Origin of the sequence: Parasphingorhabdus marina DSM 22363, from assembly GCF_900128895.1 — a bacterium.
Taxonomy (GTDB): domain Bacteria; phylum Pseudomonadota; class Alphaproteobacteria; order Sphingomonadales; family Sphingomonadaceae; genus Parasphingorhabdus; species Parasphingorhabdus marina.
Genome location: NZ_FSQW01000001.1, coordinates 665,160 through 681,706, shown reverse-complemented (window position 1 = coordinate 681,706; position 16,547 = coordinate 665,160). Strand labels below are relative to the sequence as shown.

Sequence of the window (16,547 nt, the reverse complement as noted above, 5' to 3'; positions counted from 1 at the left end):
CGGAAATTTGAGAGAAGAATGAAGGTGCTAAATGGCTTCGGCAGTTTTTCGTCGGAATGGCCAGAAACTCCGGGCAGGCTTTTCCTGCCCTTGCTCCCGGATTGTCGGGACGACAACCATGGGCGGCGCGCCCAGCACGTTTGATATGGTCTTGGGGTCACGGATCGGCTGCATGAACAGCTCGGTTCCAAACACCAGCAATAATCCCAGTGCTATCCCGCCGCCGAACCCGGCTGCAGACAATAGCATCCAGTCGGGCGATGATGGCTTGTCCGGGATCACCGGCGGATCAATAACCGAAAGCCGTTCGCCCATTTGCTCGTTTTCTGCCTTCACCCCGGCCTGAGCGGCGAGCAGTCTGCGGGATACGGTCTGATACTGCTCATTGAGTCCGTTAAGCCGCAGCTGCAGGGACTCAATCTGCTGCAACACCAGCGGCGCCCTCGACTGCGCAGACAGGGCTGCACTCATCCGCGCAGTGTCAGCGGCTTTTGCCGACCGCAGCGCAGAAATCTGTGTGTTATTAAATGCGATTTGCTGGTCGATACTGTCTACGGGTATCTTTGTCACATTCTGGTCCGCCAGTTGCTTGGCTTCGGCCAGGCGCTGTTTGGCAATAATGACATCGGGATGATCATCGGAATAAACCGCTCTGGCACCGGCAAGCTGTTGCTCTGCCGACGTTACAACGGGATCGCGATTTGAAGATTTGAGCAATTCTTCGCGCTGGGTGACGAGCTGCGAATTTTCGCGCTGCAGGGCGCCGATTTGCACATCATAGCTGCCGCCGCCGCCAAACATGGGGACGCCGCTATTGGCCAGCACGGCTCCGTTTTGCGCCTTGATCGTCGCAATCTGGTTTTCCAGGGTCTGGATTTGCACCTCCAGACCTGCGGCCTGGTCGGTCAGAAACTCTTCGGTACTGCTCGCCTGCTGTGAATTGACCGAGGAGTCGAGCTGCAAAACCTGTTCGGTCAGGTCCTGGGCAACGCTCTGCGCTTTGACGGGATCGGAATATTCATAGGCGAGCATGAAAGCTATGGTCGCATTCTGCCCGGTACCAAGGCGCGAGACTTCCGCTGTCATTGGCGCGATTTCGATCGAGTCACGCATGCTTTCGACAATTTCCGACAATGGCGTGCTGCCGCGGTCGGACTGGTACAGCTCATATCTGTTGATGAGTTCGATCAGTCCCGGGCGGCTCAATACCTGCTGGCGAATACGCAAGATCCGGCGATCGGCAATTTCATTGGTACCGTCTCCCGCAATTTCCTCGGGAAGCTGAGCAGACTGCACCAGCAGGATCGCCTGCGACCGGTAAACTGTCGGAAGAACAAAATAGGTGATTGCACTGGCGATGATGCACAGAATGAAGGGAATAATGAAAAGCCACTTGCGCTGCCACATAATGACAGGGATCTGGGACAGCAGATTGCCGGCTTCAAATTCCTGATCATCCAGACTGTCAATGCTCATTGATCGTTCCCAAATCTGACCCTGATTCCGATGCTGGCCTGGGTATTGGCCTCGCGGCTAATGCTCCGCTGATAGGTATCGGAATATCCGACGGATATGAATCCTGTGATACGGTCCTGGAATCGATGATTGAATGTCGCCGATCCGCGGACATATTCCAGGGTTTCGGTGGCGATCTGAGTGGGTCCCAGTACCGGGTTGGACGACCGGGAATAGCCCGCATTTATACTCAGATCATTCTTGCGCGAGAGCTTTTGGGTATAACCCAGCCCCACACTGGTCTGCGAGCGCACGCCATCAAAGGCCGAAGGCAATGTCTGGCGACTGCCACTCAGGCAGAAATTATTGGTTTGACCCTGTCGGCAAAGGGTAAAGGACCCGGAAAAGTCTGTCGAATTTGTTTTCCCGAGAGGTCCGTTGTCGACCCGGGCAAAGGACACCCCGACGGCTCCGGAAAGCTCGAAATCAGGACCAATTTGCTGGTCAAAGGTGATCGAGGGAGAAATGATATTTGAATCACCCTGATCCTGATTCAGATAATTCACCTGACTCAGGCCTACAGATGCACCAATGGAAGTGGTTTCCGACAATACGCGGGAATAGCCGACATTCTGGGTAAAGAAATTATACTCGTCCTGAATGACGGAGTCGCCAAAGCGGACGGCAGTCGCCGATACATCCAGACTGATGCTGTCAACCTCGCTGATATTGTGGCTTATTCCAACCCCACCCTGAAACGAGGTGCGGCGCTGATTGGTGCCGTTCAGCCCGATATCGTCAGCAACAGGGGGAAGGAAATTCTCGTTTATGACGTCTGGTGGATTGAAAAAGCCGCTGTTGACGCCAACAATCGATCCGTCAAATCCTGCCTGTGCCCGAAGTTGCGTGCGCTCCGACAGGCTGTGGGCAACGCTGGCGCTCAGACCATAGGCGGTATTGGTACGGAGATCTTCGTCAAATTCCTCGATCCGTGCGAGGCCGCGCAAATCAAATGTCGTGACATCCTCGGTCAGGACCAAACGCGGGATAACCGTCACCGATCCGCTGATCGTCGATTCCTGTGGTCCGTTCTGGAGATACGGGTTACTCGACCATCCGGCGCCCAGCGACACATCGGTATAAAATTGCGTCTCGGCAAACGCGGGAGCCGAGAGAATCATGCTGCCGCCTGCCAGTGCAAATGGTGCGGCGGATTTCAATATTCTGGTCAAAGTCTATCCCTCCCTAAGGAACATTTATCAGGGCACGATTACCGTGTCGCCTGACTGGATGTCTGGTATCGCGCGTCGCGTTACCGCGTCAACGGCCCCGCGCCGTTTCAACAGACCTCCGAGCCGTGCCCGGATTGTAGTGAGGCCCTGCGATGTCTTGCGAATGATGGTTATGCCGTCGAGATCGGCAAACTGACTCGGCCCGCCCGCCAGACTGAGCGCTTCGAGAAGGTTCACATATCGCCCAGGCGTGAAGCGGCCGGGCGAATTGACCTTGCCCATGATGGAAAACTGAAATCCAGCTGGTGATTGAACAGAAACCGTCACTTGCGGCACCTGCCCGCGATACTGGTTTTCCAGCCCCTTGCTGATCACGGCTTCGACTTCGTAGGGCAACTTGCCGATCGCCTCTACCCGGCCAACGAGGGGAAAGGAAAACGTACCGTCTGGCAAAATCGTGATCGTACGTTGCAGCCGCTCTTCACCCCAGACATAAACCTCGATGCTGTCGCCGGCGTTTATCCGGTAGGCCGCCTGACCGGATGCGGGCGCAGCCGCATTTGCTGGCGCGGCTGGCGTGGTTTGCGCATTGGCGGAAATCGGTAAAATCGCCAGAATCAAAGCCAGAAGCAAATTTCTCATGGGTATACTCATCCCTCATCTGAACTATACCGGTTGTGCTATAGTCGCAAAAAACCGGGCTTGCCACTGCAAAACACCGAGATTCTTGCAGAAACGCGCTGCATTGCGGCAAATTTGTTCATTATTTAGGGTTAAAGGCGTTACAAAGTGAGACTCTATAACTGGCAGGGCAGAAGATATTGTTAATGTTCGATCCGATTCGAAAACTGTGGCTTGTATTGGCCCTTGGCTTGTCCATGCCAATGCTCAACAGCTGCAGCTCTTATCTCGAGGAAGCCGCCGAAGCCGGGCTGCGCGCCCAGCAACTGCTCGACGCCAAGGATCTCTATGGCGCCAAAGAAGCCATCACAGAAGCACTGGCGGCTCGTGATGATGATCCGGATCTCCATATTCTAAAGGGGCGGATTGACCTGGCATCCGGTCGTCCACGCGACGCATTCCAGGCCTATTCCGACGCTCTGTCGCTGGAAGCGACCAATCCGGAGGCTCTTCAGGCCGTGTCCCAGCTGGGACTGCAAACCGGATTTTTGCGGGAAGCGGAGAGTGCCGCTGATACGATTTTATCCTTCTCTCCGGATCAGCCCGATGCCTTGCTGACCAAGGGCCTGATTGCGCTGGTCAAAAAGAAATATGACGACGCACAGCGATATTCCGAGCGAATTCTCGCTGTCAGACCGGGGAGCGAGGCAGGCTTGATCATTCAGGCCCGCACGCTTGCCCTGTCAGGCGAGACCGAACAGGGCCGGGACCTGTTGCTCGATGCGACGTCGGAAGTGGGTTTTACCGAAGGGATCGACCTTACTCTGATCGAATTGTACCGGGAATTGCGCGACCTCCCCGCCATGCTGGCGACTTTCGAGCGCCTGCGCCGGAAGCGGCCCGACGATCATTCCCTTTCGATCGATTACATCAACACTCTTTACAAATCCGGTGACCCTGAAAAGGCGCGGCGGGCGACCGACCGGCTACTCCGTGCCGATGTAAAAAACACCGAGACACTGAAAGCGCTGACAAACCTTTGGCTGGAATATGATGCGCAACCCTTCAATGCGGTCACGCGGGATTTTCTGGCCAAAGATGGGTCGCTTGAAGCCCGGGTCGCCATTGCACGCTACTTGCTGGCATTGGATCGCCCGGAAGACGCGCGGCGTATTCTTGTTTCGGTTGCCAGCGGTTTCTGGCCCGAAACGCGCGCATTATATGCTCGCGCGATTTACCAGCTCGGCGATACCGCGGAGGGTGTAAAGATTGCCAACGAGTTGCTCGAAGAAGATACCACCAATGGTGATGCACTGCTGGTCCGCATTCAGGAATCGATCCGCGAGCAGGATTATGTTCAGGCCAAGAACGACGCGCAGCTGGTCGTGCGGGACAATCCGCTTCTGCGGGCAGGATATTTCGCCCTCATCGACGTTTATCTCGCCGCCGACAACGAAGCAGGCGCGCAACGGATTTTCCGTGATGCGGCACAGAAATTGCCGCAGGATCTCATCCTTTTTCGGAGATATGGCGATTTCCTCATGTCCAGGGGAGAATCCGTGCGGGCAATTCTCGCGACGCGCCGGTTTGCCCGGGATACATCCGCATCGCTCAGTGCCTGGGAGCTGCTTACAGACATGTGCAAAAGGGCAGACAATCAGGTCTGTATTAAACAGGCGGGCCAGATGGCGGAAGATGCGCAGACCATTTATGCCATCGATCCACCGCCCGGAACCCCGCCAACGCGTGGCCTTTTCGGGCGCCTCGGCTAGTGGCTGACAAGCGGATGAAGGAGCGATCGGAAGACGCGGTTGCAACGGTGCGCTTTCTGGACGTCGATATCCTGCCCATTGATTTGACTGCTGCTCTCGACCGGATCGGCAAAATGGCAAGCGCGGACCGATTCAGCTATGTTGTGACGCCCAATGTTGACCACATGGTCAATCTGCATCCCAAGGAGCCGGGGCCGCATCTGGACTCATATCGGGAGGCCTATGACTCCGCCGATCTGACCCTTTGTGACAGCCGGATATTGAAGGCGCTGGCGCGCTTTTCCGGCCTGAAACTGACACTTGTCCCCGGCAGTGATCTGACCGCCGCACTGTTCCGGCATCGGCTTGGCAAGGGCGACAAGGTAGCGATTGTCGGCGGGGACGAGGAATTGCTGGAAAAGCTGCGCCAGCTCCATCCCCGTCCCTCTTACAGCCAGCATGTTCCGCCGATGGGCGTGCTCCGCAACCCTGGAGCAATGGCTGATATCTGTCGTTTTGTCGAAGCCAGCAACGCCAGCCATATTCTTTTCGCGATCGGCTCTCCGCAAAGCGAGATCATCGCCCGGCAATGTCAGCAAGCCGGAACCTGCCGCGGCGTCGGTCTTTGTATCGGCGCATCACTGGAGTTTATCACTTCCGCCAAGCGGCGCGCGCCACAATGGATGCAGTCTGCAGGCCTGGAATGGGCGTTTCGCCTGCTCAGCGAACCACGCAGATTGTGGCGGCGATATCTTGTTGATGACATGCGCATATTTCCGATCTACTTGCGTGACAGATTCGGATCAAAGTCGATGTGAATAGCATCTGGATCAGGGGTCAGGTGCCTCTTCGCCGGCCCGGCGGGTCCGGATCCAGCGCGTTTCCCGCCCCGTCAGCAGCTTCAGATAAACCGGGATTTTCCAGAGGACATAGAAGGGCACGCGGAGCAGCGCACCGCCCGCCAGCACGTCACGTCCATGAAACAGCCAGGCGAACAAAGTCATGGTCGCGGCAACAGCAATGCCGACAAGCGTGACCAGAGCCGGGAGCGGTTCCCCCGTCACCAGTCCGGCCAATATGACCAGCAGCAGGGCGGCAATCCCCAGCGCAAACAGCAACGCCAGTGGCGGGACCAGCAAATGGAGCCCCAGAAAGAGCCGGGAAGGCGAAAATTTTGCCAGTCCCGACACAATAAGCGGAAGTGCGTAGCGCCGGGCTGTCGAAACAAAGCCATGCTCCCAGCGTGTCCGCTGGACGAGCGTGTCTTCCCGCGCCGCGGCATCACTGGTCACGCGAGCCGCTTCCACAAATCGCGGTACCTGCCCCTGCCTGGTCAGGGTTACTCCCAGTGCCAGATCCTCCGCCAGCTCGGCACTGGCCAGCGGAGCGGACGCAAATAATGGCCAGGGAAAAGCCATGCCCGTTCCGGTCAGCAATGCCGCCCCGCCCATCCGGGTCATTCCCCGCTGGCGCAGCAGGTTTTTCACCAGCATCGCGAAATTGGAGATTTGAACCATCGGAGGCGCCGCTCCCGCAGCTTCCACCAGATTGGTAGCCTGAGCCGGGACGCCATGTTCCAGAGCATGGCTGGCGAGCAATTCGGCACTGCCGCGTGCAAGCATGCAGTCCGCGTCCATGACGATCACGCAATCAGGTGGGTCCGTCTTGAGCCAGTCGCGGCCGTGCGCCAGGGCATAGGCCTTTCCGCGCCGGTCGTCATCTTGCCGCTCCAGCACCGTTGCTCCGGCGGCTCGCGCCAGTTCAGCCGTCTTGTCGGTACAATTGTCCGCCACCACAAGGATCGAGACCGGATCCTGGATGCGCCGCTGCAATTCTGAAACGGTGTCAGCGATAATCCCCTCTTCGTTGTGAGCGGGAATGAGGATCACGGTCCGACCGCCAGGCTCGCCGGACAAGCGTTTTGCGACAGGCCCGCTGCCGCCAAACAGGCCCGCGAATGTCTCGATACTGTAGATGGCGAACAGCAGGCCAAATATTGTCGCAAGCCCCCAGCTTGCGGCCAGCAGGCCCCAATCGACCAATGTCATGATTTCTGTTTGCCCCGCTTTTCTGTGGCAACACCATGCCGGCGATGTTCCTCCACGGCCTGACCTTGCGGATGCGGCGGAACGTCGACTATCCGCGGTTTGCCGTCAAACTTGTACCCATGGGTCAGCTTCATCTGCCTGCCATTGCCCAGATCTCCGCCGGAACAACTCAGCAACCGGTCAATGCAATGCTCGGTCCAGATTGCCAGCACCTCGTCATCCCACGCCCCCAACCAGTCCGTATGGAATGTGCTTCCAGGCCGGGCCGGCTTCATCCCGGGCATGATATCTGAAGACAGGTGCCAGCCCGGATTTTCAGGATCCCATTTCCCCGATCGATTCATCGTTTCATCGGTGTCATACCAGGCGGACAGTGTGAAGGTGGGAATGCGATAAGGATGGCTCTTCGGACACCGTGCCTTTCCACCCCCTTTCCGGGTACGATAGGCGACATGGCTACGATGATCCTCGCTGTCGAGATTCTTCCCGTCCCAGCAATTTGGGGCCGCAATAATGGCTCCCAGCTGATTACCGTCAGGGCAGTTTTTTGCCGCCGCAAGAATGTCGGGATACACTCCGGGCCGGGCTGTCGGACCCTTGCAATTATAATATCCACCGCCGGTTTTTTCGCCTTTCATGTTCACCATGTCATAGCCGAAAATAAACCGGAGACCGCGCGGAAGGGTGACGCATTTCATCGCGGGCTCATCACCTGTCCCAACACAATCAGGCGAGGAAGACGGGATCCGTTTATAATAAATGCTGACGAAATTCGGTTTGATCACCTGGCCCTGTCCATTAAGCATCGCAGGCATCCAGTAGGCGGAGCGGTTCAGGCGGTTATTGCACGTGCTGTCCCCTGATCTGCGCAAGCTGGCATAAGTGCTGTGGGCATCTGCCTCCAGATTCCCGAAAAACTGGTGCAGATGCGACTTGCCTGGCTCGCCCGGGTAAACAATGGGATCGTCATAAAGCAGCTGGCCCGGGGAACACAGAAAGCGGAAAGCGCCAACAACGTCCGGCGCAGCACTGGACGGAATATCGCCCACGCCCCAGGATGCCTGCAATTCGCTGGCGACATCAAATTCGCTGGCAATAACGGGCAGTTCGACATCATCGGCAGGAGTGCCCAGTGCGGAAGCTGCCCAAATGGCACCAATTGCCGCCAAGGCTCCGCCTGCTGTCAAGATTCTGGCTGAAATCCTGGTCATGTTGCGAAACTACCAAATCCCGACTGCCAGGTCACCCCGTTATTCCTTCCGCCCGGCATGTCAAATATGCTGTCCAGCCTGTTAATCTTAAGAAAATCAACACCCTTGCCCGTTAGAGAAGCTGTGGCTATCGGGTTGTGCACGGTTTTGCTGGAGATGTCGGAATGAGCCGCAAATATTTTGCCCAGAAACGGGTTTTGGTCACAGGCGGTTGCGGATTTCTCGGATCGCACCTGATCGATCGGCTGATTGAGCAGGGCCATGAAGTACTGTGTGTCGACAACCTGTTTACCGGCTCCAAAAGCAATATCGCACATCTCCTGCAGCATCCGCGGTTCGAGTTCATGCGCCATGATGTTTGCCTGCCGCTATTTGTCGAAGTCGACGAAATATATAATCTCGCCTGCCCGGCCTCTCCGATCCACTACCAGCATGACCCGGTGCAAACGACCAAGGTCTCCGTGCACGGTGCGATTAACATGCTCGGCCTCGCCAAGCGATTAAAATGTCCGATTTTGCAGGCATCGACCAGCGAGGTCTATGGCGATCCCACGGTTCATCCCCAGACTGAGGACTATTGGGGCAACGTGAATCCGATCGGCATCCGTTCCTGTTATGACGAGGGCAAGCGGTGTGCCGAAACCCTGTTTTTCGATTATCACCGTCAACATGGCATCCAGATCAAGGTGGCCCGCATTTTCAACACCTACGGCCCCCGCATGCATCCATCTGACGGACGGGTTGTGTCCAATTTCATCATGCAGGCGCTCAGCGGTGAAGATATTACAATTTTCGGTGACGGCAGCCAGACACGCAGCTTCTGCTATGTCGATGACCTGGTCGATGGACTGATCAAGCTCATGAACAGCAGGGAAGGTTTCACCGGCCCGGTCAATATCGGGAATCCCCATGAATTTTCCATCCGCGAGCTCGCCGAACAGGTCGTGGCAATGACGGATTCTGGATCGAAGGTTGTCGATCTGCCGCTGCCCCAGGATGATCCGCAGCAACGCAAGCCGGACATTTCCCTGGCGCGCTCGGAACTGGGTTGGGAACCAACCATCGAGCTCCGCGAAGGGCTGGAAAAAACCATCGCCTATTTTGACGCTCTGGCGAAAGAATCGACGTCAGTCTGACGGCCTGTCTTTTGGCAAGCCGCCAATAAAGCCCCGATATTGTTCGGCAATGCGGGTCCAGGAAAAATCGGCCACTCGGGATGACACCTGACGCGCCGGATTGTCTGCCGCAGCCAATGCATCGGTCAGTGCTTGGCCAATTTGCACCGAATCTTCCGTGTCTGTCAAAAACTCTTCGTTGCCCACGATCCAGCGCAAGCGCGGCGTGTCATGGCCAACGATCGGCAAACCGCAGGCCATGGCCTCGGGAAAGACATTACCGAAGGATTCCAGAAGCGACATGTGCAGGAAGACATCGGCAGACTGGTAAAGCTCCGGCATCTCGTTTGGAGAAACCGTCAGCTGTGTAAAACGGCCAGGCAAAATCTCGGCCGCGAGAGCCTTGACCTCATCCCGCAATGGCCCATCACCCGCGACTACGAAATGCGTATCGCCTAATGGCGCTACAGCTCGCATGCCATCCATCACGCGCTTGGTCGCAATCAGAGCGCTGGCCATGAGCACAATCTTCCGATCCTGCGGGAAACCGAATTTTTCCCGGTTGCCGGGACCCGGCTGGAAACGATCCAGTGAAATACCATTCGGAATCGTGGTACAGTTCCATCTGTCCTTGTTGTTTTCATAATAGTCGGGGTTGGTGCAGACCAGTCCATCGCAGGAAAAGAACCGGTATTCCGCATCATTGGAAACCGCTGGCCATTCCCCGTTCTGAGTCACAAAAATGTTCAGCGGTTTCGGGCCACCAGCCATCGGTCTGCGGAGCACCATGTTGGTGAACGGGTAGGAGCATGTCAGAACCGCATCAAAATCGGCTGGCCTGTATTTTCGTGCGAGGGCAGCGGCAAATGTGGCCTCTTCATAAACTGTTTCACTGCGAAAGGGCGGAATGAAAGGGAATTTTTCAAAATTCTCGCGACGGATGGACCCTGCATGCAGGAAACGATAGGGGTCATCTGGTCCGGCATCTCCCGAACCGATGACGGTCACGTCATCGCCAGTGCGTGCCAATTCGGAGGCCACCGACAAGAGCGCAACCTCTGCTCCGCGCTCGTAGCGATGAAAACCCGGCAATGCGAATAATAGTCTCATCAGTTTCCGTCTTTGCCCTGCGCAAATCCCTGAACCGGAAATGGTCAGGACATTTTGAAATTGCGTTACCGAAATCTGGGAAGGATGCAAATCCGTTAACCGTCAATCCGCCTTTGTCTCGCCGTGATCGGGCTGTTGTGGAGCCGCTGCCCGTCCCTGAAAAATGGCCGAAATGGCTGTGACGCCAGCCAGTACGATCCAGCTCCAGCCGACGCGCATCAGTCCTCCTGTTGTCTGATACAACAGAGCGTCGATGGCGTGCAGCGACAGCAATTCCACAACAAAGAGGAGCAACAGTATCAAGGTGGCGATCCCGGCCGTTTTCGCTGCGCGCGAGCTTTTCCTCCACAGGCCGCTTTGCGCCACCTGATACAGGACGGCCAGCACCAGGATGGTGAGCAGCCCGGCTATCGCCAATTGATATCCGGTACGGTCGGCATAAAGGCCTCCCCGCTGCATCACGTCATTGACCAGCAGGCGGAGTCCGTGCCGGGTTTCCACCATCATTTCGATCGCCAGGGCGAGGTAGATAGCCGCAAGCCATGACCACGCTCCTCTTCGGCCGGGGATCAGACAGCAGCCAAATGCGATGAGAAAAGCCAAGAGCCCGGCTGCCTGTGTGGAATTATCAAATAGCAACATATGCCTTTTCTGCCCTATAACAGGAAGACGAACCGAATTTATCGCGCAGGGGGCTGTTTGAAGACATGAATGTCATGGCGATGATCTACATGGCTTTTCTGTTTCTCGCCATAGCCGCTTCTTCCAGAATGCGACCGGTTCAGGCCGTCACACTGGTGTATCTGGCGGGTATCGTTTTTCTCCCGGTATCGCCCCCAGTGGACAATCTTCCGTCACTGGAATCCGCCGGAGCGTCACCATATTGGGTGATGCCAGCCGCTCTGCCGGCTGACATATTCTTCACCAAGGCAGCCATCGCATCTCTCGCTGCCCTGCTTGTCGCCCTTTTATTTGGCCGAAGCAGGTTGAACGGATTTCGATTCCACTGGGCAGACTTGCCGATACTGGCCTGGTGCCTGTGGCCATTGCTGCAATCGCTCTGGGTTGATGCCAGTCCCGCTGGCTGGCATTCCAGTCTCTATCTGTTCTGTGTCTGGGGCATTCCCTGGTTTCTCGGGCGGATCTATCTGGCAAACCGCAACGATCAGCTCATCTTTGTCAGGCATTTTGTCGGCTTGTCCCTCCTCCTCTTGCCGATCATCCTGTTCGAGACTGTTTCCGAGGTGCGTCTTCACGAATTGGTTTACGGGCCGCACCCTTTTGCCGATGTCGGGGCCCAACGTTATTTTGGCTATCGTCCGCTCGCCTTTTTCGAAGATGGCAATCAATATGGTCTGTGGATCGCCAGTGCCGCCCTTCTCGCAATCTGGCGCGCAAAGCACGCAGCGGCGGCAGGCAGAAGCCGATCGCAACTGGCTGTTGCGCTCCTTCTGCTTGTCATGGCTATCGCTTCGCAATCTGCCGGAGCGCTGATCCTGCTTTTTGCTGGCCTGATGCTGATGCTGTTTCCGCCTGCATTTCGATTGCTGCGAAAGGCCGCCGTACCGGCCCTGGTGCTTTTTGGAGCTTTGATGGCTGTTTATCTCAGTGGAGCGCTACCTCTCCGGACCATTGCAAAGGAAACGACGGCAGGTCAAATAGTTTGGAGCACCTTGCGCGCTTCCGGACGCGGATCACTTGCGTGGCGAATCGGTCAGGATCAGAAAACCTTACCGGCGATAAAGGAGCATATCGTGGCCGGATCGGGTCAGTGGGACTGGTGGCGGGAGCTGGGGAAGCGGCCTTGGGGTCTGCCGTTGTTGATGATCGGACAGTTCGGATTGATAGGGTTTGGGCTGGCGGCCGCAATCGCATTGCGGGCCCTCTGGATCCAGATTTCCAGCAGAGTTGAGGAAGAAGTCAGTGGATCCCGGACCCGAAACCCCGCTGCGGTGCTGGCAATCTTGCTGGTCATGGCGCTGATCGACGCGATGCTCAACGCGTTCCTGATCATGCCTGCGATTATGGCCGCCGGCGCTATTTCGGTTGTCCGGTCTCGCCGAAGATCAGAATGACCGATCCAGATATGGAAGCCAGGCCGTGGCGACAATCCGGTCAAACCGTTTGCCGGAAATAGATCTTTGTGTAACAACTACTTACCGATCCACCGACTGTTTTTCGGGAGCAACGCGCCTTGGTCAACCTTCAAACCGTGAAGGCATTGTGGAATTCACTCTGGGGCACAGGCCTTGCAACACAGGTTCGGCTGGCAGCTATTTCCCACGCCAAGGCCCATGACGGTACCTGCCCTTGTTGTGGATACAAGGGAAAATTCCGCCCCTTCGGCATGCCGGTGCGGACAGGGGCCATGTGTCCAGCCTGTCACAGTCTGGAGCGACATCGGCTCGTTGCGCTGGCTGCGGCGCACGACTTCATCGATGTAAAAGATCGGCGAGTACTTCATTTTGCAGCAGAATTGTCTGTCATGAACATCATAAAAAGCCTCGAACCAGCCACTTATCATACCTCCAGCTATCCGGATTCAAGCGCGGACTATCGGCTCGACATACATGCCATTGATTTGCCTGACGAAAGTGTCGATGTCGTCATTTGCTCCCATATTCTCGAGCATGTGAACGACGATCTGGCCCTGGCCGAAATCGCGAGGATCCTGAGTTCTGGTGGCCAATTGATCGCCATGGTTCCGCTCATCGAGGGCTGGGATCACACCTATGAGAACCCGGACGTCGTTGATGATCGGGCGCGGGAACTGCATTTCGGACAGCATGACCATATCCGCTATTACGGCCGGGATTTTCGCGAGAAAATCACGCAAACCGGAATGGGCCTGGCAGAGTTTACCGCAAACGGCCATCAATCCGTGGAATATCGGCTTCTGCGCGGGGAAAAGATCTTTCTGGGATCCAAACCCACAAGCTGACCCTGTCCCGTTCCGGTTTGGGAGGCCATCACTGTCCAAGGCTGGTTGGCGGCCGGTTCAGCCGGTGGGCGCGTCCACCGTTTCCGCCGGTGCATCATCAATGGCTTCGGTCACTGCCGGACTTGGCGCATCACCAGAATCTTTAGGTGGCTCGAAACCGGCCTGATAAGTGATCTCCGCCTTGGCTTTTGCATCGCCAAGCCGTTTCTTCATAATTTCCGCCATTTCTTCGTTGCGTATCGCTTTCACAGCAACCGGACCAGACTGGTCCGCATTGAAAGGCACTTTCTGCTGGGCCTTTATGACACTGGCGGTCACCGTGGTCCCCGTTGGAATCACGAACGGTTCTCCTGGCGCCAGGGAGACAATCTGCGCCATCATCGCGGGCGGCACCTGGGCGGAATCCATTTGCGCCGATTTCGACTGGAAGGGAATGCCCATCTCGGTCAGCGTGGCACCAACCTGATCGAGTGTTTGCGCGGATTCAAGTGCCTTCAGATCTTCCAGATTTTCGGGCGCCGGAAAAACCAGCTGATCAACGGCATAGACGGTCCGGTTGGCAAATGCGAACGGATGCTTCTCTGTATAGTTGTCAATCGCAGCCTGATCCGGCACCTTGAGTGTCGTTCCCGCTTTTTGTGCGTACATCTGGACCAGCAGGGCTTCACTGAGCTGCCGTTCCCGGATCAAATAGGCCGGATCCTGATCAATACCGCTTTCCCGGGCGGCCTGAGCGAGCAGCCGGCGATCAACAATCTGTTGCAGCGCGCGCTGCTGCAGCACTTTCTTGTCAACACCTTCCGGAGTATTTGCTTGCGCCAGGGTAGCATTGATTTCCTGCAAGGTGATCTCCTCGCCATTGACCACGGCAGCCACTTGCCCCTCAGCTGCCTTTTCGCAGCCACTCAGCGCGAGGGCACCGGCCGCCACAATGATCATTGCCAGAGGCCTTGAGGATAATGTCGTCTTCACAGTTACTTCTCCCGATATTTTGTCCTGTAAAAAGACAAAACGAATCATGGGCTTGTTACCGGCCCGGTTAAAATATACACAGCATGCTATAGCGACGGGAGGCTAGTTTGGAAACCATTTACGATTGGCTAACAGTAGCCATATTTGGCGGCTTGATCGTGCTGTTCCTCGATCGCTCCATGGAGGATGATCCCCCGGACCATCTCTGGCAGTATCTCGTCGCCTCCGTGGGCTGTGCCGGTGCCAATTATCTGGGCAATGAAGGCTATCAGCTGGCGGCTGTTGCCGTCATTGCCACGGTCGTGACCTATATCGTGATGGTATTGAAACCGTTCGACAAGTTCAATCGCCCGGAAGAATGATCAGCGGGAACAGTGATCAGGCAGGGATCCCGCTGAGCAAGGCGCGACCCTGCGCGTTCATGTTCTGGTTGAGCTGAGCGGCAAATTTGCTCATCAGCGGCAAGGCTTCATCCATTTCCGGCACAATGGTGGAAATGCGCACCAGAACGCCATCCGGAATGACGCCGCGCAAATTGGCACGAATAACCGCCAGTCTCTGGTCGCTCCAGGCCAGCGGAAAATAATCACCGATCCGGGTCCAGTATAGAACATGCTCGGTTCTCCCGCGACTGGACGCCGTGAAAATATTGGCGTCAATTGTTCCGCCAACTCCATTGTCGATTTTTGTCGCCTGCGTCGGGGTCAATTCATAGCCACCAGCCGGGTAGCATATTTCCGGACGGTGAACCTGCAGCACTCCGTCCTGCGTGTTGCTGTAGGCCGTCAAAAACATCATCAGCGGATTCTGCTCGGAGGAATAAGTCCGGGTGACCAGATTGTCATAGAGCCGGTCGGACAGGGCGTCAGGCGGAGGCAGCACCAGTCCGCTGGACGTTTCAAATTCCCAGGCGCCGACGGTTTTCGGAATCAGCTTTTCAAACGCCGGTTTTTCGATCACCGGTGCAACGGGTTGCGGCAATCTCGCATAAGCGAGGCCGGACGCCAGGCAGAACGCGCCGCCCATCAGCAAATGTCTCCGGTTTACCGCTGAGTCAGGCACAGATCCGGTGCCGGATGCAGAAATATCGTCGGTCATGATTCGGTCCCTGACTTGTTGATGCGACGCCAGATGGGTTCCAATATGCTATCAATTGCGAAAATTGTCAGCACCGCTGCAAGGAACATCGTGATTCCCGCAAAATCGTGCAGAAAACTCTGCGCAGCTGCCTCGCCCAAATGATAGGTCAGCAAAATCAGGATCAGCACGCGGATAAAATTCGCGATGACCGCCACAGGAATGATCATGAATCCCAGCAACAGGGCGTAACGCCAGTTGGCCTGATGGCGAATGTAAATATAGAACAGGGAAATGGCCGAAAGCGAAACCAGCGAGTTCAGGCCCGAACAGGCGGCAGCAACCAGCAATTGGTACTGGCCAATCTGGATCATCACTCCGGCACCCCCGATGGGATAGCCGAGCAGGTGCAGAAATCCAATTGCCGCCTGGGAAATGAAAATCTTGAGCGGCTGTGTAATCAAAGCGATCAATGTATCCGGCGGAGGAAATACGAACAGCATGTAGAACAGCGGGAACCACATCAGTTTCATCGCCTTGAAGCCGACCACACTGTAAAGACAAATCAGAACAAGGGCGTACATCAGATACCCCTCGATTTCGACAATCTGGGTGACTCGCGAGAACAGATAGAGCGGCAATATGATGGCCGTAAGCAGGGCGACCGGCAAGGTCGGAGCCGGCTCCATTTCCGACCGGACGGCCAGCCACCGTCGGCGCAACAGCCACAGCCCCGTAAACAATACAATGGGGCCGTGGGCTCCGGTTTCCTGAGACCAGCTTTCGCGCCCGACGAACATCATTGTGGGGACAATGACTGCAATAATGCCAATGACGAACAATATCGTCGCAGCCGAGAGGGTGGGCAGCGGGCGGGGAGCAGCTATTTCGGTCATGCGCAGAGCTCCTGATCAGGGGTCAGGACAGGCCGGCCGCTGTCGCCGGAAAAGCCTCCCGCAAATGCGGGCTGGCACATATCATCAATGTTCGAAAAAGGCGGAATTCCGCAAGGTT

At 56.4% G+C, this 16,547-nt stretch carries 16 protein-coding genes; 6 read left to right on the top strand and 10 right to left on the bottom strand.

All coding sequences use genetic code 11. The features are described 5' to 3' along the window. Positions 1-27 precede the first annotated feature (27 nt). The 3 genes from BUQ90_RS03380 to BUQ90_RS03370 are packed head-to-tail and all read right to left on the bottom strand — an operon-like array spanning position 28 to position 3,329. A complete protein-coding gene (locus BUQ90_RS03380) occupies positions 28-1,476 on the bottom strand; it encodes a GumC family protein (RefSeq protein ID WP_074203717.1) in 1,449 nt (482 codons plus the stop codon). Further along, on the bottom strand, positions 1,473-2,687 hold the full coding sequence (locus BUQ90_RS03375; protein ID WP_143182706.1) for a hypothetical protein: 1,215 nt from the start codon (positions 2,685-2,687) through the stop codon (positions 1,473-1,475). The genes BUQ90_RS03380 and BUQ90_RS03375 overlap by 4 nt, the downstream gene beginning before the upstream one ends. Positions 2,688-2,714: 27 nt before the next feature. Continuing rightward, complete coding sequence (locus BUQ90_RS03370) at positions 2,715-3,329, bottom strand: polysaccharide biosynthesis/export family protein (RefSeq protein WP_084192456.1); 615 nt, start codon at positions 3,327-3,329, stop codon at positions 2,715-2,717. A gap of 185 nt (positions 3,330-3,514) precedes the next feature. Between BUQ90_RS03370 and BUQ90_RS03365 the strand changes: the two genes are divergently transcribed. Together BUQ90_RS03365 and BUQ90_RS03360 are read left to right on the top strand one after the other, a co-directional pair. Next, positions 3,515-5,080, top strand: coding sequence for a tetratricopeptide repeat protein (locus tag BUQ90_RS03365; protein ID WP_074203715.1), 1,566 nt, complete (start codon positions 3,515-3,517; stop codon positions 5,078-5,080). A 14-nt stretch (positions 5,081-5,094) separates the two neighbouring features. Further along, positions 5,095-5,877, top strand: a complete 783-nt coding sequence (locus BUQ90_RS03360) for a WecB/TagA/CpsF family glycosyltransferase (protein WP_074203714.1) — start codon at positions 5,095-5,097, stop codon at positions 5,875-5,877. A 12-nt stretch (positions 5,878-5,889) separates the two neighbouring features. On the opposite strand, the gene BUQ90_RS03355 is transcribed toward BUQ90_RS03360, so the two are convergent. Continuing rightward, a complete protein-coding gene (locus BUQ90_RS03355) occupies positions 5,890-7,107 on the bottom strand; it encodes a glycosyltransferase family 2 protein (protein ID WP_074203713.1) in 1,218 nt (405 codons plus the stop codon). Continuing rightward, the gene (locus BUQ90_RS03350) at positions 7,104-8,294 is read right to left on the bottom strand and encodes a DUF1996 domain-containing protein (protein WP_159437018.1); all 1,191 of its coding nucleotides are present in this window, start codon (positions 8,292-8,294) and stop codon (positions 7,104-7,106) included. The genes BUQ90_RS03355 and BUQ90_RS03350 overlap by 4 nt, the downstream gene beginning before the upstream one ends. A 188-nt stretch (positions 8,295-8,482) precedes the next feature. Between BUQ90_RS03350 and BUQ90_RS03345 the strand changes: the two genes are divergently transcribed. Beyond that, positions 8,483-9,454 (top strand): UDP-glucuronic acid decarboxylase family protein, encoded by a 972-nt coding sequence (locus BUQ90_RS03345; RefSeq protein ID WP_074203711.1) that lies wholly within the window; start codon positions 8,483-8,485, stop codon positions 9,452-9,454. Here BUQ90_RS03345 and BUQ90_RS03340 read toward each other — a convergent pair. Further along, positions 9,446-10,543 (bottom strand): glycosyltransferase family 4 protein, encoded by a 1,098-nt coding sequence (locus BUQ90_RS03340; RefSeq protein ID WP_074203710.1) that lies wholly within the window; start codon positions 10,541-10,543, stop codon positions 9,446-9,448. The genes BUQ90_RS03345 and BUQ90_RS03340 overlap by 9 nt on opposite strands. A 102-nt stretch (positions 10,544-10,645) precedes the next feature. Beyond that, positions 10,646-11,185 carry a hypothetical protein gene (locus BUQ90_RS03335; RefSeq protein ID WP_074203709.1) on the bottom strand — a complete coding sequence of 180 codons (540 nt, stop codon included), beginning with the start codon at positions 11,183-11,185 and terminating at the stop codon, positions 10,646-10,648. 74 nt (positions 11,186-11,259) lie between these two features. Here BUQ90_RS03335 and BUQ90_RS03330 point away from each other — a divergent pair, with 74 nt between their 5' ends. Both BUQ90_RS03330 and BUQ90_RS17660 read left to right on the top strand, forming a co-directional pair. Next, positions 11,260-12,618, top strand: a complete 1,359-nt coding sequence (locus BUQ90_RS03330; RefSeq protein WP_143182703.1) for a hypothetical protein — start codon at positions 11,260-11,262, stop codon at positions 12,616-12,618. Positions 12,619-13,028: 410 nt separating this feature from the next. Continuing rightward, positions 13,029-13,484 (top strand): methyltransferase domain-containing protein, encoded by a 456-nt coding sequence (locus tag BUQ90_RS17660; protein WP_159437017.1) that lies wholly within the window; start codon positions 13,029-13,031, stop codon positions 13,482-13,484. Positions 13,485-13,541: 57 nt separating this feature from the next. Here the strand turns inward: BUQ90_RS17660 and BUQ90_RS03320 are convergent, their stop codons facing one another. Then, positions 13,542-14,423 (bottom strand): EpsD family peptidyl-prolyl cis-trans isomerase, encoded by an 882-nt coding sequence (locus BUQ90_RS03320; protein ID WP_074203706.1) that lies wholly within the window; start codon positions 14,421-14,423, stop codon positions 13,542-13,544. 140 nt (positions 14,424-14,563) lie between these two features. On the opposite strand from BUQ90_RS03320, the gene BUQ90_RS03315 reads away from it, so the two are divergent. Further along, entirely contained in the window at positions 14,564-14,818 is a 255-nt protein-coding gene (locus BUQ90_RS03315; RefSeq protein ID WP_074203705.1) for an XrtV sorting system accessory protein, read from the top strand. A 16-nt stretch (positions 14,819-14,834) separates the two neighbouring features. Here BUQ90_RS03315 and epsI read toward each other — a convergent pair whose 3' ends face one another. Beyond that, a complete protein-coding gene (epsI, locus tag BUQ90_RS03310; RefSeq protein WP_084192453.1) occupies positions 14,835-15,554 on the bottom strand; it encodes an exosortase-associated protein EpsI, V-type in 720 nt (239 codons plus the stop codon). Next, positions 15,551-16,429: an exosortase V gene (xrtV, locus tag BUQ90_RS03305; RefSeq protein WP_074203704.1), complete on the bottom strand. Its 879-nt coding sequence runs from the start codon at positions 16,427-16,429 to the stop codon at positions 15,551-15,553. Before xrtV ends, epsI begins: the two co-directional genes overlap by 4 nt. Positions 16,430-16,547: the final 118 nt, after the last annotated feature.